The following is a 19,311-nucleotide window of genomic DNA, read 5'->3' on the forward strand; positions in this document are numbered from 1 at the left end:
CGGGGACGGGGCCACCGGCCTGGCCGGAACCGCCGCGGCGGCACCGCGGCGGTTCCACACCGCCGTGCACGTGCGCTGGTCCGATATGGACGTCTACCAGCACGTCAACCACGCTCGGATGGTGACGTTGCTGGAGGAGGCGCGGATCCCCTGGCTGTTCGAGGACGGCCGCCCCACCGTCGCGCTGCGCAACGGGTGTGTGCTGGCCGATCTGCACGTGACGTACCGGAGCCAGCTCCGGCACGAGGACACTCCACTCGATATCGCCATGTGGATCGAACGGCTGCGGGCGGTCGATTTCACCGTCGGTTACGAGGTGCGACCCGCGGGCGCGGCCCCCGGGTCGCCCGCGGCGGTCACCGCCACCACACAGTTGGCGGCGTTCGATATCGAGACCCAGCGGTTGCGCCGGCTCACGGAAGCAGAACGCGAATACCTCGCGCAGTGGTCGAACAAATGATCGAGCGGGCGGGATCCGTTCACCCGTGATATCCGATCAGCGGGTCCTGTCCGTGCCCGACCCGGCGGAACGCGAGAACCTGGCCACCTTCCTCGTCCGGGCGCAACGCCTGGACCCGGCTGTGGTGGTCCGGTTGCGCCGGCGCGGCGACCGGCATGTGGCGGCCTGGGTGGCCACCGGCTTCGAGACGCTCGCGACTCGGACCGTCGCGGCCGAACTGGGTGCCGACGATGTGACGGTGGGAGCGGAGACCGTGCTGGCCGGGCTTTCCACTGCCGGCCCCGTCGACCTCGGCTACTCGATCGATTCGGCGTGGCGGGGCGCCCTGCCGCCCGCCACCGGGTTCGGTCATATCGACGATCTCCCCGCCCACACCCTGGTGGAGCTGGCGGAGCGTGGAGCGGACCTGGCCAAGGAACACGGTTCGAGCCACGGCCCGCCGGCCTCTCTCCTGGACCAGACCGTCCTCACGGTCTCGGCGGCACACGAACAGGTGCGGGTGCCCATGCGGGTGGTTTTCGCATTGACCGCCATGGATTTCATCCCGCACTCCGGGGAACGCGCCGACCCCGCCCACATCCCGCCGGGTGAGATCGTCCGGGTCCGCGCCAGCGCCACCTGGCTCCGGCTGGACGCCCGCTACGGTTCGGTAGCCCGCCGGAGGACAGGGGCGCTATCCCTCACCCCCCAGTGAGTTGTGCTTATTTCGCGGCGCCTGCCGGATCTGGGGTCGGGCCTTGCATGGTGGCGGCGTGCGGATGATCCGGGGCAGGTCGGACCGTGAAGGTGAGAGGTGTTGTTGTCCGTGAAGGGCAACCCGGGCTGTGTTTTCGCGGCGCCTGCCGGATCTGGGGTCGGGCCTTGCATGGTGGCGGCGTGCGGATGATCCGGGGCGGGCCGGACCGTGAAGGTGGCAGGTGTTGTTGTCCGTGAAGGACGACGCGGGCTGTGTTTATTGGCGGCGCCTGCGGCGCCGCGGGGTTGAGCCCTTTTGGCGTCGTGCTTCAGCACTCGAGACTCGCGCCTTCGGCGCATGCGCTTCGAGTGCTGAAGCACGACGCGGGCTCAACCCTTCGTGGGCCTCGCTGAACTCGGCGCTGGGTGGTTGCGCCGGGATGCGGACCTCCTGTTTCCGAGACAGGAGCTACCGGACTACGGACTGCGGGGTGAGCCCGTGTGGGGAGTGCACGCGGGTGACTTTCCTGGGTGGGAGTGTCTCGGTTGTTGTGTTTTCGCGGAGGGTGTCCTCGGTGGTTCGGGGCCCGTCTCGGGTCTGGAGCGACGAAGCGAAGGAGCGCAGCGACTGAAGACCCGAGACACAAGGGGGCCCCGAACCCCGCCCCGCCGGAGGCGGGGCAAATGAACACAGCCCGCTCAGGCTGCTCCTTCGCCGAGGTATTGCAGCCAGAGCGGATCGAGTTCGCTGACCGTGGACAGCAGGCGCCAGTGCGGGCCTTTCGGGGACACCAGCGGGGCGCGCAGGGTCCAGCCCAGTTCACTGAGCAGTTTGTCGGCTTTTCGGTGGTTGCAGGGGGCGCAGCTGGCGACACAGTTCTCCCAGCTGTGTTCGCCGCCCCGGCTGCGGGGGATCACATGGTCGATGGTTTCGGCTTTACCGCCGCAGTAGCCGCAGCGGTAGCGGTCGCGCTGCATGAGGGCGGCTCGGGTCATCGGGACCCGGGCGCGGTAGGGGACCCGGACATAGGTGCGCAGGCGGATCACCGAGGGAATGGCGACGGCCGACCCGGCCGAATGCAGGACCGGCCCGGTGGGGTCGTGATGCACCGCGTCGGCTTTGTCGCAGACCAGCAGAACGACGGCCCGGCGGGCGGTGAGCGCCGTCAATGGTTCGTAGGTGGCGTTGAGCAGCAGCACCCGGCGTTTCGGCCAGCTGATCGGCGTCGGTGGATGAAGGCGGGAAGCGGAGTCGCTTCCGAGATGAGGGGAATCGGAATTCGGAGCGGGATCGGCGCTGTGCCGGTCGGCCGCGTGATCGGACAACAGTTGCAGCGGAGGAGCCCCCGACCCACGAGCGTGGACGTCGGCGGGCTTCAGTTGTCGGTGGCGTATCGCCTCCGGTGATCGGGCGCCGGTCCGTTGCTTCATGTCGACCCCAAATTCTGCGTTTCAAGATCATGTGGTATCTCGACTGGAGACAGAACCCAGTTGACCATGGAAATTGCCTCAGCGCACGGATATTTTGCACAATGGCTGGTCAACTGTCCCTGAAGCAACGCCCAGGGTACCGAGCCGTAACCGTCCGGCGCCGACACCTCGCTCACCGGGCGAGCCCTGTGACACGGGCGGCACCGTCTGCGAACCCGCCGCGACGCGGGCACAATGGACGGCGCATCCGGCGAAACGAGAGGCTTCATGACTTCGGGTAATCCGGCTTCCGGCATTCCGGCGGGCGAACAGGCCACGCTCTCCTTCTACGAGGCCGTGGGCGGCGAGGAGACATTCCGCCGTTTGGTAGCGGCCTTCTACCGCGAGGTGGCCGCCGACGACATCTTGCGCCCCATGTACCCGGAACAGGATCTGGGTCCGGCCGAACGCCGGCTCAGAATGTTCCTCGAACAGTACTGGGGCGGCCCGCGGACCTACTCCGACGAACGCGGCCACCCCCGGCTGCGCATGCGTCATATGCCGTTCCGGATCGGTCCCCTCGAACGGGACGCCTGGCTACGCTGTATGCGGATCGCGGTCGCCGAGATCGAACCCGGGACACTCGACGACCTCCACCGTCGCCAGCTGCTCGACTACCTCGAAATGGCGGCGAACTCCCTGGTCAACACCGCCTGGTAAAACCCGGGTGCCGGGGAGGAGTGAGCTGTTTCACGATATGGGGGAAGACGTGTGTCCGGGTGCGGAGAGGCCGTCTCACCTGCACGGTCCGCCGTCCTCAGCCGTGGCCGACGACGCCCGTGACGCCACACAGCAAACCCAGCCGGTGATCTACTACAGAGGATCGTCTACCTTTGTTCCGTGAGCATTCTCGAGACAGTGGCGGTTTTCGCCGGTATCCCGCTGGGGATCTACCTCATAATCGCTGGTTTGTCGTATCTCGGTAAGCCGCTGCCCGGGGAGAAGCCGGTTCACTTCGATATGAGCAAGGAGTGGACCGCCGGCCCGGTGCTGTGGAGCGCTACCGACGAGGTGACCGGGCTCGGTCACTATGACATCACCGAGTCGTCGCACGGGGAACACGCGGCGTTCGAATCCCTCGAATCATCTCAGGAAGCGCTGATCGGAGGCCGGGCAAGTGGCAAGTACTAAGTGGCCCGCGGTGGTCGAGTCCGAACTGCCGCGCGGATACGCCCTCACCAGCAGCGGCCGGGTTTCCGGTGTGCACGAGGCCGGGGATGTGTTCAAGGAGGCTCCGTTCGACAACGACGAGCGGCTGGCCATGGACAATGTGCTCACCGAGGCCACTCGGGCCACCAAGGTGCGGTTCAACGTGTTCATCGGTGATCTCGGCCCGGATGCCACCGCTGCCGTGGACGCGCTGTTCCCCACGACCCCGGAGGCGGCGCGTTCGGTGCTCATCGCCGTCTCCCCGAACGACAAGGTCGTGGAGGTTCGTTCCGGTAGGGATGTGGCCGACCGTGCCAACGACCGGGTCTGCCAGCTCGGGGTGACCGCGGCGCTGAGCTCGATGCGGCAGGGTGATCTGATCGACGGTCTGATCTCGGCGGTCCGGGTGATGGCGGCGGCGATCGGCCGCTGACCCGGGTACGTGACCGGCGGGGTGGTCCGGGAACGCTCGCTGAAACGGAAAACGGCGCGCCCACCGCATGGTGGGCGCGCCGTTCGTCGTCGGTCAGGAGATATCGAAGGCCCGGGCCCGCAGGGAGCGTTCGATACCCGCTTTGCCCTCGCTCACCAGCCGCCGGAGGGCCGGAGGATGGTCACCGGCGAGGAATTCGTCGGCGCGGGCCACGGCCTCCTCGCTGATCGCCCAGGAGGGGTAGAGGCCGATCACCACCGTCTGGGCGACCTCGCTGGAACGCCGCTCCCACACTGCCGGGATCTCGTCGAAATACCGCTGCACATAGGGCTGCAGCAGAGCGTCCTGGCCGGGGTGGGCGAAGCCGTTGACGATTGCCCGCGCGGTGATATTGGGCACCGAATCGTCCTGCAGCACGGTGGTCCACGCGGTTTCCTTCACCTCCGCGATGGGGCGAGCGGTGGCCGCGGTGGCGGCCTGGCGCCGGCCGGCGGCGGTCTCGTCGTTGCGCAATTCACCGTCGATGGTGGGCGTCTCCGGACCGTCGGTGTCGACCTCTCCGGCCGCGGCCAGCGCGGTGAGCAGCCGCCAGCGCAGGTCGGTGTCCACGGTGAGCCCGGTGAGCCCGACCGTGGCCGGGTCACCGTCGAGCAGTTCGCGCAGCACCTCGGTATGCCAGGGTGACAGTTTCGCGGCGGTGAGGGCGTTGACGAAGGCCAGCTGGTGGTCCGAGCCGGGCTCGGCTTCACGGGCCAGCTCCAGGAGCCGGTTCGCGTAGTCCTGCCAGCCGGTGGTTTCCGCCCACTCCGGGTCGGCGTAGCTGCGCAGGGCGGTATTGGCCTGCATGAGCAGGCGCTGCACCACACCGATCTCGGATTCCGAGCCCACCCCGCGCTGTACCAGCGCCACGAAGTCCCGGGCGCGGAACTCGGCCTGGCGGGTCATCTCCCAGGCCGCGGACCAGGCGAGGGTGCGGGGGAGCGGTTCGGCGATATCGGCGATGTGGTTCACCAGGACGTCGAGCGAATCGGTGTCCAGGCGCACCGAGCAGTAGGTGAGATCGTCGTCGTTGACCAGTACGAATTTGCCCCGCGGTACCCCGATGAGTTGGGGCACCTCGGTGCGCCCGGCGGCCTCGAGATCGAGCTCCACCCGCTCGGTGCGGACCAGTTTGCCTTCCTGGTCGTCGTAGATACCGATCGCCAGCCGGTGGACGCGGTGTTCACCGGCGCCGGGCGCGGCACCTTCCTGGAGCACCGCGAAGGAAGTGAACCGGCCCTCGGCGTCCACCTCGAATTCGGGGCGCAGGATGTTGAGGCCGGTGGTTTTGAGCCACTGGGCGCCCCAGCCGGACAGGTCGCGGCCGGAGGATTTCTCCAGCGCCGTCAGCAGGTCGTCGAAGGTGGCGTTGCCGTAGGCGTGGTCGGCGAAGTAGGCGCGCAGACCGGCGAGGAAGGGCTCCAGCCCCACATAGGCCACGAGCTGTTTGAGCACACTCGCGCCCTTGGCGTAGGTGATGCCGTCGAAGTTCACCTCCACCGCGGCGAGGTCGGGGATATCGGCGGCGACGGGATGGGTGGAGGGCAGCTGATCCTGCCGGTAGGCCCACGATTTCTCGACGTTGGCGAAGGTGGTCCAGGCGCTGGTGTACTCGGTGGCCTCGGCCTGGCACAGTACCGAGGCGAACGTCGCGAACGATTCGTTGAGCCACAGGTCGTCCCACCATTTCATGGTGACCAGATCGCCGAACCACATATGCGCCATCTCGTGCAGCACCGTTTCGGCCCGGCGCTCGTAGGAGGCCCGGGTGACCTTCGACCGGAAGACATAGTCTTCGAGGAAGGTGACCGCGCCCGCGTTCTCCATGGCGCCGGCATTGAACTCGGGGACGAAGAGCTGGTCGTATTTACCGAACGCGTACGGCACGCCGAAATTCTCGTGATAGAAGCCGAAACCCTGTTTGGTCTCGGTGAACAGACGATCGGCGTCCATGAATTCGGCGAGCGAGGCGCGGCAGTAGATACCGAGCGGGATGGTGCCGTGGGCATCGGTGTAGGTATCGGTCCATTCGGCGTAGGGACCGGCGATGAGGGCGACCAGGTACGTGCTCATACGCGGTGTGGTGGCGAAACGGTGTCGCCCGCCGTCCGCGGTACCCGCGCCGTTGGAGATGACCTTCCAATCCGCTGGGGCGGTGACCTCGATATCGAAGGTCGCCTTGAGATCCGGCTGGTCGAAGCAGGCGAACATCCGTTTGGCGTCGGCGGTCTCGAATTGGGAGTACAGGTAGACCGCGCCGTCGGCCGGATCCACGAAGCGGTGCAGACCCTCACCGGTGTGCGAGTACTCGCAGTCGGCCTCCACCACGAGTTCGTTGCGTTCGGCCAGGTCCGGCAGCGTGATACCGGTCGATTCGTCGTAGTCGGCGATATCGAGTGGTTTGCCGTTGAGTACCGCGGAACGTACGCGCCGGGCGACGATATCGATGAAGGTGCGCGAACCCGGCTTCGCGGTGAAGGTGACCGTACTCCGGGAGAAGAAGGTCTGCTCACCTGCGTGGTCACGCTCCGCTACCGCCTCCGGGCCCGACTCACTCGGCCTGTGCTCATCGGGGCCGAGTGCGGGCCCTGCGTGGTCACGCTCCGCTACCGCCTCCGGGCCTGACTCACTCGGCCCACCGGTCAGATCGAGTTCGATGCGGTAGTTCTCGACCGAGACGACGCCGGCGCGTTCGATCGCCTGTTCGCGGGTGAGGTTCGGTGCGGACATCGGGCTCCTTCGAAGACACGGTGTGGTGCGGGCACGGGCGCTGTCCACAATGCCACGTGGGTAAGGTTGCTCGCGCGGTGGTGATCCGCGAACGACCACTCGACCAGGATCGGAGCTGTTACGTGAAGCATGTGCACGCCGGGAAGGTGCGTGACCTGTACACCGACGGTGACACCCTGCTCTTGGTGGCCTCGGACCGGGTTTCGGTCTACGACGTCTCGCTGCCCACCCCGATCCCGGACAAGGGCGCCCTGCTGACCCAGCTGTCGAACTGGTGGTTCGAATACTTCGCCGACGTGCCCAATCATGTGCTCTCCACCACCGACGTCCCGGCCGAATTCGCGGGCCGGGCGATCCGCGTCAAACCGTTGAAGATGGTGCTGGTGGAGTGTGTGGCCCGCGGATACCTGGTGGGGTCGGGATGGAAGGACTACCAGCGCACCGGCTCGGTCTCGGGTGTGGAATTGCCCGCCGGCCTGCGCGAGGGCGACAAACTCCCGGAACCGATCTTCACCCCGACCACCAAGGTTTCCGATACCGGTCACGACGAGCCCATGACCTTCGAGGATGTGGTGCGGCAGGAAGGAAGCGAGGTCGCCGCCGAGCTGCGTGACCGTACGCTCGACCTGTACACCCGCGGTGCGGCCTACGCCGCCGAGCGGGGAGTGATCATCGCTGATACCAAGGTGGAATTCGGCTGGGACGGGGATGTTCTCACCCTCGGTGACGAACTGCTCACCTCCGACTCCTCCCGTTTCTGGCCGGCGGCCGAGTGGGAGCCGGGGCGGCCGCAGCGTTCCTTCGACAAGCAGTTCGTCCGGGACTGGGCCACCTCCACGGGCTGGAACAAACAGCCGCCCGGTCCGGAGATCCCCGCCGATATCGTCGCGGCCACCCGGGCCAAATACGTCGAGGCCTACGAGCTGATCACCGGCCGCACCTGGTGATCGGCGGTCGGTGAGCACAGTGGAGACGAGCCGCCCGTAGGGCGCGGAACCGTATCCGGTGTGATCGCCGGTCGGTGGGTGGCTGCCGGGTACCCGGTGACGGCCGCGGCGATATCGCCACTTCGTACGGTCGTGCCGGTCCTCACGTGGTCACAGCGAGGTCGAAGTGTCCGTAAGCCGGACCGGATCGACCGGGTCGCCGGAAAGGATCAGTTCCTTGATCCGGTCTCCCACGTCCCATACGTTCACGTTCATCCCCGCCAGCACCCGTTGCCGATCGTCCAGCCAGAACGCCACGAACTCCCGGCCGGCCCGATCACCGCGGACCACCACCTGCTCGTAATCGCCCGGTCCGGCGAAACCCGTGTACTCCATCCCCAGGTCGTACTGGTCGGTGAAGAAGTAGGGCAGCCGGTCGTAGGAGGCGGCTTTGCCGAGCATGGTCCGTGCCGCGACGGCGGGCTGGTTCAACGCGTTCGCCCAGTGCTCCACGCGGATCCGGCGGCCCATGACCGGATGGTCGTGTTCGGCGATATCACCGACCGCCACGATATTGGGATCGCTGGTGGTCAGCCCCGCGTCCACGAGCACCCCCGAGCCGGTCGGCAGGCCCGCCGCCGCCGCGAGCCCGATATTCGGCTGCGCGCCCACGGCCATCACTACGGCGTCGGCGTCGAATACCGTGCCGTCGTGCAACCGCACGCCGTCGGCACGACCCTCGGAGGTGGTGATCTCCGCGACCCGCGTCCCGAAACGCAGATCCACCCCGTGCTCGCGGTGCAGGGTGGCGAATACTTCGCCCATTTCCGGGCCGAGCGCGCCCAGCAGCGGCGCCGCGGCCGTTTCGAGCACGGTGACCGCCGATCCGGCCGCCCGCGCCGTCGCGGTGACCTCCAGGCCGATCCAGCCGGCGCCGATCACCACCAGCCGTCGCGGGGCCCGGAACAGTTCGATCAACGCGTCCGACTCCTCAAGCCGGCGCAGGGTGTACACCCCGGCGGCATCCGCACCGGGGATCGGCAGAACACGTGCGCTGGAACCGGTGGCGAGCGCGAGTTTGTCGTATTCCAGTGTCGATCCGTCGGGCAGGCTCACCGTACGGGCACCCCGGTCGATACCGGTGGCCTCGGTGCCGAGCATCAGGTCCACATTGTGGTCGCGGTACCAGGCGGCGCTCTGCACCGTGAACTCCTCCAGCGGCTTCTTCCCGGCCAGATACTCCTTGGACAGCGGCGGGCGTTCGTACGGTAGCCGGTCCTCCGCGCCGATCAGGGTGATATGGCCGTCGAAATCGTTGTCCCGCAGGGCCTGGGCGACTTTCGCGCCGGCCAGTCCGGCACCGACGACGACGAAACGTTGCGCAGATGTCATAGCTGATACTCCCTTGCCGTGGGTTGTTCCAGCGACGATCCGAACTCCGCTTCTCAGCCTACGGTGGTGCCGGGATCGGGAACGAAAACCGGCCGGCCGCGGTTGCTCGTTACAACGCCGGTATCCGGTGACGATCTAGGGAGAGGAACAGACGTGGCCGACTCGTCCGCGAAGAAGGACCTTGCCGAATTCTGGTTCGATCCGCTCTGCCCGTGGTGCTGGATCACCTCGCGCTGGATTCTCGAGGTCGCGCAGGTACGCGATATCGAGGTGCGTTTCCACGTGATGAGCCTGGCGGTACTCAACGAGGGACGCGATCTGCCGCCGGAGTACCAGGAGTTGATGGCGAACGCCTGGGGACCGGTACGGGTGGCGGTAGCCGCCGAGCAGGAGCAGGGGGAGGAGATTCTCTCGCCGCTGTACACCGCGCTGGGCACGCGCTTCCACGACCGCCGGGCCGAGTTCGAGCGGGAGGGCGATACGCGGGCCACATTCGCCGCGATCGTCGCCGACGCGCTCGCCGAGGCCGGTCTGCCGGCCGAACTGGCGAAGGCGGCCGAGAGCACCGATTACGACGAGGCGCTGCGGAAGAGCCACCACGCGGGGATGGACAAGGTCGGCCCCGATGTCGGCACCCCCACCATCCACGTCAACGGTGTCGCGTTCTTCGGCCCGGTGCTGTCGCGGATCCCGCGCGGTGAAGAGGCGGGAAAACTATGGGATGCGGTGGTCACGCTGGCCGCCTACCCGCACTTCTTCGAACTGAAGCGGACCCGCGACGAAGAGCCCCGGTTCGACTGAGCGGATCGTGCCGGGTTCTCACCGCGCTCCGGTGGGATCTCGGCACTCGGCACGCGCTCGCCGGACACCCGGCCGGAACTAGAGGGGCGCTTTCGACAGCGAAACCGGGCCCCCGCCGGGCAGGGGCGGGGGCACCGGACCGGGGAGGACCCGTGGCGGTGCCGGGTTGGGCCGCCAGAACAGCCGCCCGTGGCTGCTGCGATCGCGCAGGGCCCACATACGCCAGGTCAGCACCGGGTGGGAGGACGTGGCGTTCACCATCCATACGAAGAAACCACGCTCCTGGGCGGCCCGGTCCGCCATTTCGTCGAACTGGACGACCGAGTTCAGGTACTTGCCCGCCGCCAGCGTCCCCATCGCGGCCGAGGCACCCTGCGGCCGGTTGCAGTAGCCGTGATTATCGGCGGTGTACTCCTGGGCGCGGATCAAGGAATTGCCCAGGATCGGCAGAAAAGGTACGAGGAACATTCCCAGCTGGCGCCAATAGGAGGTGTGACCGGCAGCGATATGCCCCACCTCGTGCCCGATGATGAAGGCCAGCGCATCGGGTTCCCGGGCGGCGCCGCTGATCTCGAACAGGTCGCTGTACACCACGACGTACCTGCGGAACCCGTGCCCGGACGCGAACGCGTTGATCTGCCCGTTGCCCAGGACCACATAGGCGTCCGGTGCGGTCGCCATTCCGAACCGCGCGGCCGCCTCCTGCACCATCCGGTACCCCTCGGGGAACTGGGTCGGGGACATCTTCACCCCGTTGACCCGCTGTGTCGAGAAGGTGATACCGCGGCCCAGCCAGAGCAGCAGCGGCGCCCCCACCAGCACCAGCACGTATTGGTTGACCGCCCCCAGGATCAACAGCAGGAAGGCCAGCAGGTACGCGACACCGGTGAACATGATCACCACCACCAGCAGGGGAATCTCCCAGCTGTGCCGCGCCGGCATGCCGAACGGTGACAGTCCCCGCGGCTCGCGCGCCGGCACCGGCGGTGGGGGATAGCCACCCGGAAGCGGAGCGGAGGAGGTGAGCCACGGGTAGGGCCCGGGCTCCGGCGGGTTCGCGGACCAGGCGGGGCCGGCGCCGGATCCGGACGGCTGCTGAGGGTCGTGCGGCTGCATACCATGACTCTAGGCAGTGCGGGTGGTGCGCCGCCCGGCGTCATCGCCCCGCTCACGGCCTGACAGAATCGCAACCATGCGCGTATACCTCGGTGCCGATCACGCCGGTTTCGAACTGAAGAACGCCGTCAAGGACCATCTGGAGAAGGCCGGTCACGAGGTCGTCGATTGCGGCGCCCTCGTCTACGACGCCCTCGACGACTATCCCGCCTTCTGTATCGAGGCGGCCCGCCGTACGGTCGCCGACCCGGGCAGCCTGGGGCTGGTATTCGGTGGTAGCGGTAACGGCGAGCAGATCGCCGCCAACAAGGTGCCCGGCGCGCGGTGTGCGCTGGCCTGGAGCGTCGAAACGGCCCGGTTGGCGCGGGAACACAACAACGCGCAGCTCATCGGTATCGGCGGCCGGATGCATTCGGAGGAGGAGGCCCTCGCGATCGTCGATGCCTTCGTGACGACCCCGTGGTCGCAGGAGGAGCGGCACCAGCGCCGGATCGATATCCTCGCCGAGTACGAGAAGACCGGCCGGCCGCCGGCGCTGCCCGCCGACTGAACCCCGCTACGAAGCGGTGCCGGAAGGTCATACCCTGCATCGCCTCGCTCGCCGGCACGATCGGAAACTGGCGGGCGGGGTGGTGCGGGTGTCGAGCCCACAGGGAAAGTTCGCCGCGGGGGCGGCACGAGTGGACGGCCGGGTGCTGGTGCGGGCCGAGGCCTGGGGGAAGCACCTGGTGCACGAGTACGAGGGCGAGCTCTTCGTGCACGTCCATCTCGGGCTGTACGGTGCTTTCACCGAATCGGGGCTGCCGATGCCCGAACCGGTGGGTCAGGTGCGGATGCGCATGCTCGGCACCGGACGCGGTGGGAACGGGTTCGGTACCGATCTGCGCGGCCCCACGGCCTGCGAGATTCTCACACCGCCGGAGGTGGCCGCACTCGTCGAGCGGCTCGGCCCCGATCCGCTGCGTGCCGACGCCGATCCGGACCGGGCGTGGGCGCGTATCCGTCGCTCCCGCCGCCCCATCGGCTCGCTGCTCATGGACCAGCGGGTGCTCGCGGGCGTGGGCAACGTCTACCGCGCGGAAATACTCTTCCGGCACGGTATCTCGCCCTCCCGGCCGGGCAGTGGACTCACCGTCGAGGAATGGTCGGCGGTGTGGGCGGACCTGGTCGACCTCATGCGTATCGGCGTGCGGCGCGGGAAAATGCACGTGGTGCGTCCCGAACACGACCACGGCGCGCCTTCCTACGCGGCGGACCGGCCCCGCACCTATGTCTACCGGCGGGCCGGTGAACCGTGTCGCTGCTGCGCGGAACCGGTCCGGCATACCGTGCTCGAGGGCAGGAACCTGTTCTGGTGCGCGGGGTGCCAACCCGACTGAGCTCTGTCGCTCAGCCCGCGACCGCGGTATCCACGGCACCGCCGCCGGAGTCGGCCCCGACGTACCGGTGCCCGCCCGCGGTTTTCGCCGAGTACATCGCCAGATCGGCTCGGCGGAGCAGTTCCGCGAGTTCGCTGCGGTCGGCCGGGGGCGAGTAGGTGGTGCCGATACTCGCCGAAACCGGTACCCGGCCCGCCGAGGTCCACAGTGCTTCGTCGAGGGCGAGCACGATATCGCGGGCCAGTTCGTCGACGCGGTTGTCCGCCATACCGGCGGCCAGGACGAATTCGTCTCCACCGTAGCGGCACACCACCGCACCCGGCGGCGCGACCTCACGCAGTCGCTGGGCCAGCTGGACCAGCACTTCGTCGCCCACGGGGTGCCCGTAGTTGTCGTTGATCTGTTTGAACCGGTCCAGGTCGACCACCAGCAGCCCCAGGCCCCGGTCCGGGTGCTCGGCCATCTTGCGGACACGTTTGCGCAGTAGCGTGCGGTTGGCCAGGCCGGTCAGGGCGTCGTGGGTGGCTTCGTATTCGAGGCGTTGCTGGAGGGCCGCGAACTCCCGTACCCGCTGCGTGGCCTCGTCGGAGAAGTTCTGTTTCTGTTTCGCCAGTGCCAGCTCCTGCAGTGCCTGGGCGTAGCTGTCGATGGCCTGGCTGGCCACCAGCGGCCACCGCGTCGCCTGCAGGGATCCGCGCGGCCCGGCCGGGAACCCGAGCAGAGTGCGGGTGACCAGAGCGAGCATCCGTACCTGGTGCAGCGGTTCGCCGCACAACCGGGCCCCGAGGCGCCGTGCGGCGCGGATCGGGAAGGGATCCGAAACGGTCAGGTCGAGCAACTGCTGGAGGATATCGACGAGCACGGGCTCGATCTCGGCCGCGCTGATATCCGCGTCGGGCAACGCGCCGGCGGCGATGGCCCATTCCCTGGCGGTGGAACGGATCGGCGGCCGACACTTACCGGGCATGGCGGTCACCGGTGACTGCGGACATCGCGCCACCGACACCGGCCGACGGCGTGGGCGCCGGGCTGCGCCGGCTCTGTCGCACTGCTATGCGGATGGTCCACCTTGTCGGGTGCACGCCACCGCCCCCTTTCCAGATACCCCGTCCGGCAAGAAGATCGTAGCAAGATGGTGGGTCCCGACTCTCTGCGTTCTAGAACGAGTTCTCGGGCCCGGAACAACAGCATCTCTGGCGTATCGCCCTGCATCACAGGGTGTTACACACTTTGCGTATAAGTTTTCGCGGCACTCGGTTCGGGCGGAGGCCGGCCCGGAAGTGCCGATTCCCAGTAGTGGGATCTCGGGCGCGCCGACGCGCGAGCGGGGGCTGATTGGCGAAAGGAAACCCCGATTGGGTACAGTCGCTCATGCACACGGGAGCGTGGCCATCCACAGTTGTCGTATGCATGCGGGTGTAGTTCAATGGTAGAACCTCAGCCTTCCAAGCTGATGGTGCGGGTTCGATTCCCGTCACCCGCTCCGACCGGATCATCACCCCCTCCCGGGGGTAGTACGGGGTGTGGCGCAGCTTGGTAGCGCACCCGCTTTGGGAGCGGGTGGTCGCAGGTTCAAATCCTGTCACCCCGACAGTTTTCCGCCCGGCCGCCATCTTCCGGCGGCCGTATCCCGCTCAGATATGCGAGCGTGACGGTTGCTTCCCATTGGTGCTCGCCCCGCCCGGGGCGGAATGCGATCGTTCGGCGTCCGCTTCCGCTGCCGGGAGTTCGGCACGGCGACCGAAGGCCTGATCGATCAGTTCCGAGGCCGCCCGGGTGACGATCAGCCGGGCGATGGCCAGATCGGTTTCCAGTTTGGTGCGGTCCTTGGGATTTCGTTCCGACTGTTCGTAGGCCTTACCGGCCAGGACATAGAAGATTTCCGCGGCATAGCGTTCGGCGATGCGGTCGCAGTCCGCGCGGAGCCGCTCCACCAGTTGAAAGGTGGCGGGAGCGGGTAGACCGGCGTCACCGAGGCGAGTGGCCAGATCGCTGCAGCGCGGGTTGGTGACCCGGTAGACATCGAAGGGATCGTCGCTGGCGGCCAGGGCTTGCTGCACGTAGTCGGGTAGTTCGTGGGTGGGTTCCTCGGGTTCGGGTGGTGGCGGGCTCGCCGGAGCCGTCCGCCCAGAGGTGCTCGTGGTCTGCTCGGTGACGCCCAGGACGTCGGCGAGGCCGTCGCCGCGGTCCCATGCGGCGAGCAATTCCCGGATTCCGTTCAGTTTCATGCCCCGGCCGAGCAGCCGGCTGATGGTCTGGAGCCGGTTGAGGTGGTCCGAGCCGTAGTACCCGATCCGGCCACGGACATCGGGCGAGGGCAGCAGCCCGCGCTCGTGGTACACGCGGACACTGCGCACGGTGGTCTCGGCGGCCCGCGCCAGCTCGTCGATCGTGTACTCGGATTCGCCAGCCATATCTATAGGAAACCATAAGTAGGTCCGTAGATAAACGGTCCGTAGGGAAACGACCCGCTGAGCAGCGGCTAGAACTTGGTCAAAAACATGTCAACGTCCCGTTACTTAGCGGTACGAGGCCTTGCTTTCCGGGCATGTAGTGCTCTACCGTCGTGATACAGCTGACACCAGCTGGTTTCCGGGGACTGTTGAGCAGCCCTGATGATCCGCCCGACCACGGGACACGTATCGGTTCCCCCGGCGTGCCCTCGGCAGTTCCGGAGACGGTTATGAGCACAACACAGGTTCGTTCCTCGAGCGTGGTTCTACCTCGGACTACCTCGGCACCGCGGGTTCATGCGCCCGCCCTGCCCGCCTCGGCGAAATCGGCGCAGCGGCCGCCGTGCGCGGAGGTGCCGGACAGCTGGGATCTGGATTCCGGCACACCCGAATCCTGGCATTCGGCAGTGCGCATTTGCTATGGGTGCCCGCTGTTCGTGCAATGCGGTCGACTGGCGCAGACTCTCATCGATCGGGGCGACGCTCCCCGCGCCATGATCTGGGCGGGTGTGGCCTATGACAACTCCGGCAACGTGATCGAGAATCTGGACCGGCACCGGAACGTGCCCATTGATCACAAGCGCCCGATGCGGATCATCCGCAACGGACCGCGCCCCACGCGCGGTGCCGCTGTCGCGGGAGCCCCCAAACGGCATATCGTGCTGGGTCGCCCGCTCCGGCCGACGGAGACCGCCGCTGTCTGACTATGCTGCGGGGGCAAACGCGGATCTAGCTCTGGTGGTGCGTGAATGACAATCCTGGCGTTGGAGATCGGTCCGACCCGGTTCGCCGCGATCGAGATCGCCGCCGATATCGGTCCCGAGAAGCTCCGGCAGATACCCGTTCCCGAGCGTGGGGCCTGGGATCGGCTGCGTGAGTTGCTGCTGGAGATAGCGGCGGGACGCGATGTCACGGCGGTCGGGATCGCCTCGACCGGGCCGATCGATATGCCTACCGGAGTCGTGGCACCCCCAGGGGTACAGGATTGGCAGATCGGCTTCCCCATCGTGGACTCCGTGCAGGATCTGTTCCCCGGGGCGGCTGTCTCGATGGCCCTGGACGGCGTATGCCTGGCCTTGGCCGAGCGGCATTTCGGCGCGACCCAGGAGATCGTGGACTCGCTCTCGATACATCTGGCGGAAACGGTTATCGGCGGTGTGATGGCCGGGGGCTTCGTCGTGGTCGGCCGGACCGGTAACGCCGGCCAGATCGGTCATGTCCTGGTGCCCGGCTACGAGGACCTCTGCCCCTGTGGTGGTCGCGGTTGCCTGGAGGCGGTGGCCGGTGGCGCCGCCCTGACGAAATGGGCGCGTGGTCAGGGCTGGGGCGGCGATTCGCTCGAGGCGTTGGCATCGGATGCGCTGGCAGGGGAGCGCGTCGCCGTCGCGGCCGTGGAACGGGCGGGTACCGCGCTGGGCCGGGCCATCGCCTCGGTGGCGGCATTGCTGGATATCGATCGGGTGGTCGTCGGCGGTGCCATCGCAGAACCGGGCTCGCCGCTGTGGAAACCGCTGAACAGCGCGATCGCGATGCATGCGCGGTTGCCGTCCCTGCCCGGACTGCGAGTGGTGCCCTCGGAACTCGAAGATATGGGCATGCTGGTCGGTGCGGGTGTTTTTGCCCTGGCCTCGCGGGAGGGGTGAATTACCGGCTTTTTCTCGTCGTTTCACCGGTGGAGCGGTCGCGTCGCGACCGCTCCACCGCAGGTTTGTGGCCCGGTTGCGGTCGGTCGCATCGCCAACGATTAGCCGATGATTAGCTATCCGGTTGTTTTCACTTCCGGCAGGGCGGGGTGGCCGGGGCAGTTGATGTGGATCGCGGTTCGGGGACCCGAATGAATCGCGACGGCAACGATTTCCGTAGAATCGCCGAGTCGGGTAGCTGCGGGTTGCCGTGCTCGTCGTGTCCTGGCGCCGGGTTGCCCGGTAGGTTGTTCACGTCTCGGCCAGGGTCCACTGTTGAACGTACCGCTGCGCAACGGTACATTACCTTCTGCGGCCGTTGTCTCATTTGAGGCACACACCGCACAACGGTTGGACGCACGCGATGAGAGGGCGCAGTGATCCCCTGGGTGACGGTCGAAACTCTGGCGCCGGAAGGTTTCTCGGTCGCCTCGGTCGGGGATACCGCACGGGACTTCGCCGACTGGCGGCGTGTCCTGCAGCGGCAGCTCGCCCGAACTCCAGCGCTCTACGACGGGTTGACCACCCGTGATGTCACCGAGGCGCTCCGGACCGCGATCGAAGCGGCGGTCGATCTGGACCAGAAGATCGTGACCCGGTCCGGTCCGCACCGGCTGATGGTCCGTCCGGTCTTCGGCCCGGGTGGTGAAGTGCACGCGGTGCGCTGGTGGGCCGGACCGGAATCGGGTCCGGTGCCGCCCCTGCCCACCGCGGTGGGCGCCATCTGGGACCTGGACAGTCAGACCCTGGCCCAGCCCAGCGGGATCACCACGCTGTCGGGGATCGCGCCCGAAGAATACGTACCGCGGATGTCCATCGCCGAATTCTTCCACCGCGTCTCGGCCTTCGACCGGCATGCCGAAGTACTCGATCTGCTGTACAGGCCCGTGCGTGGCGACAAGCTGCAGTTCGAGGTCACAGTACTGCGGAACGCCGGCCGGGCCACCCGGTGGCGGATCACCGTGCGCGCCCGTGACGACGAGCTCACGCGAGGCGCCTGGTGGCTGATCGAGGACATCACCTCCGAGAACGACCCGGCCGTGTGGCCGACCCTGGAAAGTGTCGGCTTACGGGAAGCGCACCGGAGAGCGGGTAACCACCTCGCCGTGGTGCAACTGGCGCATACCAGTATCTCCCACTGGCTCACCGACCCCGCGCCGTGGATCCGCTGGGACTATCTGTTCCGGCCCGTCGATGTCTTCCATCCCGACGATCGGGTGCGCCTGGTGGAACTGGGGGCCAGGGTCCGAGGCGGTGACAGTGCCGGGGTCACGGTGCGGGCATTGAATTACGGTGGCGGCTATACGCCGACCTCGATGCTGCTGTATCCGTATCCGGGCTTCTCCAATCGAGAGCTGGCCATCGCGCAACTGGTGCGGGTCGCCGACGATACGCCCATGGTGGAACCGGATCCGGCGGATCTGGCCACCGCGGGCAATCCGATCGGTTACGACGATCAGCTCCGCTATCGGCTGGCCGGTCTGCGACGGCACAGTACCGTGCTCTGATCCCGTACCCGATTCCGGAATTCGGAGTCCCCACATGTGGGAAGAAATTACCGGCCGGTACCGGAGGCGCTCTCTACCATTTCGGGAGTGAGGACCGGGGCGGTTGGACGTGCGAATTCGGGCGAAGCGCTGCTTCGCCAGATGGCCGCGCGACGCCGGCGCGACAATATCGTGGTCATCGTCTTGGCGGTGCTCGCCGTTCTCGGTGGCGGGCACGCGGTCTACAGCTTCTTCGCCCCCGCCCCGAAACCGCCGGGCGACGAGGCGATGGTGACGGTCACCGGCCATGCCCGCCTCGCGAGTTCCTTCGCCGAGGATTTCGTGGTCGCTTATCTGAGCGCTGGAACCGGTCAGCGGGAGTCGCTGTCGCGCTATATCGACGGAGTGCAGCAGATCTCACTGCCGAAAGTCGGCCAGCAGGTCGACGACCCCATCGTGGTGTATGTATCCCGCACTCTGGCGGCCGGGAACATGGAGGTCTGGACCGTGACCGTCTCCGTGCACGTGGGCCGGGGGCAGGCCCACACGCCACGGCAGTATTACCGGGTGCCGGTTTCGGTATCGGAAGGCAGTCTGCGCGCTCTGACCCTGCCGGCGGTCGTCGAACCGCCGAGAGTGGGAGCCGATCTGGCGCAGGCATACTCCGCACCGTGTGGTGAGGAAACCGCGTTCACCCAGGTGGCCACCGGCTTTCTCACCGCCTATCTGACCGGATCCGGCGATGTGGCGCGGTACGTCACGGTGGACTCCGGTATCTCGGCACTGCGCCCGGCGCCGTTCACCGAACTGTCCGCGGTGACCGTCACCGCGGAAGACGCCACCTGCGGCTCCGCCGGTACCACCGCGCGGATCCTCGCGACCGTGACGCCCGAGAGCGGAACGGGCACCGCGCCGTCGCTGGCCTACCCGATGACCATGGTCCGCGGCGAGGGGCAATGGCAGGTCCGAGCGCTCGAAACGGTACCGGCTCTGAAGGAGCCGCTCACCGTTGTCGTACCCCAAGGCGAGAGAACCGGTCCGGCGGGTGGCGGCACAACCGCACCCCCGACCACCACTGTGCAGATTCCACCGGCTACCCAGAACTGATACGAGGCGACC

At 67.4% G+C, this 19,311-nt stretch carries 19 protein-coding genes and 2 tRNA genes; 15 read left to right on the forward strand and 6 right to left on the reverse strand.

Translation table 11 applies throughout. From position 1 onward, the window contains the following. Positions 1-19: 19 nt before the first annotated feature. Both ACYR7D_RS12340 and ACYR7D_RS12345 read left to right on the forward strand, forming a co-directional pair. Complete coding sequence (locus ACYR7D_RS12340; RefSeq protein ID WP_459550129.1) at positions 20-460, forward strand: acyl-CoA thioesterase; 441 nt, start codon at positions 20-22, stop codon at positions 458-460. Positions 461-485: 25 nt separating this feature from the next. Further along, complete coding sequence (locus ACYR7D_RS12345) at positions 486-1,154, forward strand: hypothetical protein (RefSeq protein ID WP_459549650.1); 669 nt, start codon at positions 486-488, stop codon at positions 1,152-1,154. A 680-nt stretch (positions 1,155-1,834) separates the two neighbouring features. Here ACYR7D_RS12345 and ACYR7D_RS12350 read toward each other — a convergent pair. Then, a complete protein-coding gene (locus tag ACYR7D_RS12350) occupies positions 1,835-2,356 on the reverse strand; it encodes an HNH endonuclease (protein WP_459550130.1) in 522 nt (173 codons plus the stop codon). Positions 2,357-2,833: 477 nt separating this feature from the next. On the opposite strand from ACYR7D_RS12350, the gene ACYR7D_RS12355 reads away from it, so the two are divergent. From ACYR7D_RS12355 to ACYR7D_RS12365, 3 genes are all read left to right on the forward strand, one after another. Further along, positions 2,834-3,265 (forward strand): globin, encoded by a 432-nt coding sequence (locus tag ACYR7D_RS12355; protein ID WP_459549651.1) that lies wholly within the window; start codon positions 2,834-2,836, stop codon positions 3,263-3,265. 180 nt (positions 3,266-3,445) lie between these two features. After that, positions 3,446-3,736: an aa3-type cytochrome oxidase subunit CtaJ gene (gene ctaJ / locus ACYR7D_RS12360; RefSeq protein ID WP_459549652.1), complete on the forward strand. Its 291-nt coding sequence runs from the start codon at positions 3,446-3,448 to the stop codon at positions 3,734-3,736. Then, on the forward strand, positions 3,723-4,187 hold the full coding sequence (locus ACYR7D_RS12365; protein WP_459549653.1) for a DUF5130 domain-containing protein: 465 nt from the start codon (positions 3,723-3,725) through the stop codon (positions 4,185-4,187). The genes ctaJ and ACYR7D_RS12365 overlap by 14 nt, the downstream gene beginning before the upstream one ends. A 93-nt stretch (positions 4,188-4,280) precedes the next feature. On the opposite strand, the gene pepN is transcribed toward ACYR7D_RS12365, so the two are convergent. Then, positions 4,281-6,956, reverse strand: a complete 2,676-nt coding sequence (pepN, locus tag ACYR7D_RS12370; RefSeq protein ID WP_459549654.1) for an aminopeptidase N — start codon at positions 6,954-6,956, stop codon at positions 4,281-4,283. Between the two features lie 122 nt (positions 6,957-7,078). Here pepN and ACYR7D_RS12375 point away from each other — a divergent pair, with 122 nt between their 5' ends. Then, entirely contained in the window at positions 7,079-7,903 is an 825-nt protein-coding gene (locus ACYR7D_RS12375) for a phosphoribosylaminoimidazolesuccinocarboxamide synthase (protein WP_459550131.1), read from the forward strand. A gap of 150 nt (positions 7,904-8,053) precedes the next feature. On the opposite strand, the gene ACYR7D_RS12380 is transcribed toward ACYR7D_RS12375, so the two are convergent. Further along, a complete protein-coding gene (locus ACYR7D_RS12380) occupies positions 8,054-9,274 on the reverse strand; it encodes an NAD(P)/FAD-dependent oxidoreductase (protein ID WP_459549655.1) in 1,221 nt (406 codons plus the stop codon). A gap of 153 nt (positions 9,275-9,427) precedes the next feature. Here ACYR7D_RS12380 and ACYR7D_RS12385 point away from each other — a divergent pair, with 153 nt between their 5' ends. After that, on the forward strand, positions 9,428-10,075 hold the full coding sequence (locus ACYR7D_RS12385) for a mycothiol-dependent nitroreductase Rv2466c family protein (protein ID WP_459549656.1): 648 nt from the start codon (positions 9,428-9,430) through the stop codon (positions 10,073-10,075). Between the two features lie 78 nt (positions 10,076-10,153). Here ACYR7D_RS12385 and ACYR7D_RS12390 read toward each other — a convergent pair whose 3' ends face one another. Continuing rightward, positions 10,154-11,191: a M48 family metallopeptidase gene (locus tag ACYR7D_RS12390; protein ID WP_459549657.1), complete on the reverse strand. Its 1,038-nt coding sequence runs from the start codon at positions 11,189-11,191 to the stop codon at positions 10,154-10,156. Between the two features lie 76 nt (positions 11,192-11,267). On the opposite strand from ACYR7D_RS12390, the gene ACYR7D_RS12395 reads away from it, so the two are divergent. Continuing rightward, positions 11,268-11,741, forward strand: coding sequence for a ribose-5-phosphate isomerase (locus tag ACYR7D_RS12395; protein WP_459549658.1), 474 nt, complete (start codon positions 11,268-11,270; stop codon positions 11,739-11,741). Between the two features lie 16 nt (positions 11,742-11,757). After that, positions 11,758-12,570 carry an Fpg/Nei family DNA glycosylase gene (locus tag ACYR7D_RS12400; protein WP_459549659.1) on the forward strand — a complete coding sequence of 271 codons (813 nt, stop codon included), beginning with the start codon at positions 11,758-11,760 and terminating at the stop codon, positions 12,568-12,570. Positions 12,571-12,580: 10 nt separating this feature from the next. On the opposite strand, the gene ACYR7D_RS12405 is transcribed toward ACYR7D_RS12400, so the two are convergent. After that, the gene (locus ACYR7D_RS12405) at positions 12,581-13,537 is read right to left on the reverse strand and encodes a diguanylate cyclase domain-containing protein (protein WP_459549660.1); all 957 of its coding nucleotides are present in this window, start codon (positions 13,535-13,537) and stop codon (positions 12,581-12,583) included. Between the two features lie 445 nt (positions 13,538-13,982). Between ACYR7D_RS12405 and ACYR7D_RS12410 the strand changes: the two genes are divergently transcribed. After that, positions 13,983-14,053 (forward strand) — tRNA-Gly (locus ACYR7D_RS12410). Between the two features lie 34 nt (positions 14,054-14,087). After that, positions 14,088-14,161, forward strand: a tRNA-Pro gene (locus ACYR7D_RS12415). Positions 14,162-14,204: 43 nt separating this feature from the next. Here ACYR7D_RS12415 and ACYR7D_RS12420 read toward each other — a convergent pair. Continuing rightward, a complete protein-coding gene (locus tag ACYR7D_RS12420) occupies positions 14,205-14,984 on the reverse strand; it encodes a MerR family transcriptional regulator (protein WP_459549661.1) in 780 nt (259 codons plus the stop codon). Positions 14,985-15,460: 476 nt separating this feature from the next. Here ACYR7D_RS12420 and ACYR7D_RS12425 point away from each other — a divergent pair, with 476 nt between their 5' ends. The 4 genes from ACYR7D_RS12425 to ACYR7D_RS12440 all read left to right on the forward strand — a co-directional run bounded on the left by ACYR7D_RS12425 (position 15,461) and on the right by ACYR7D_RS12440 (position 19,299). Beyond that, on the forward strand, positions 15,461-15,727 hold the full coding sequence (locus tag ACYR7D_RS12425; RefSeq protein ID WP_459549662.1) for a hypothetical protein: 267 nt from the start codon (positions 15,461-15,463) through the stop codon (positions 15,725-15,727). A gap of 45 nt (positions 15,728-15,772) precedes the next feature. Then, complete coding sequence (locus ACYR7D_RS12430) at positions 15,773-16,666, forward strand: ROK family protein (protein ID WP_459549663.1); 894 nt, start codon at positions 15,773-15,775, stop codon at positions 16,664-16,666. Between the two features lie 428 nt (positions 16,667-17,094). Further along, on the forward strand, positions 17,095-18,213 hold the full coding sequence (locus ACYR7D_RS12435) for a GAF domain-containing protein (RefSeq protein ID WP_459549664.1): 1,119 nt from the start codon (positions 17,095-17,097) through the stop codon (positions 18,211-18,213). A 141-nt stretch (positions 18,214-18,354) separates the two neighbouring features. After that, positions 18,355-19,299, forward strand: coding sequence for a conjugal transfer protein (locus ACYR7D_RS12440; RefSeq protein ID WP_459549665.1), 945 nt, complete (start codon positions 18,355-18,357; stop codon positions 19,297-19,299). Positions 19,300-19,311 lie beyond the last annotated feature (12 nt).

The sequence above is a fragment of the Nocardia sp. X0981 genome (assembly GCF_977089955.1).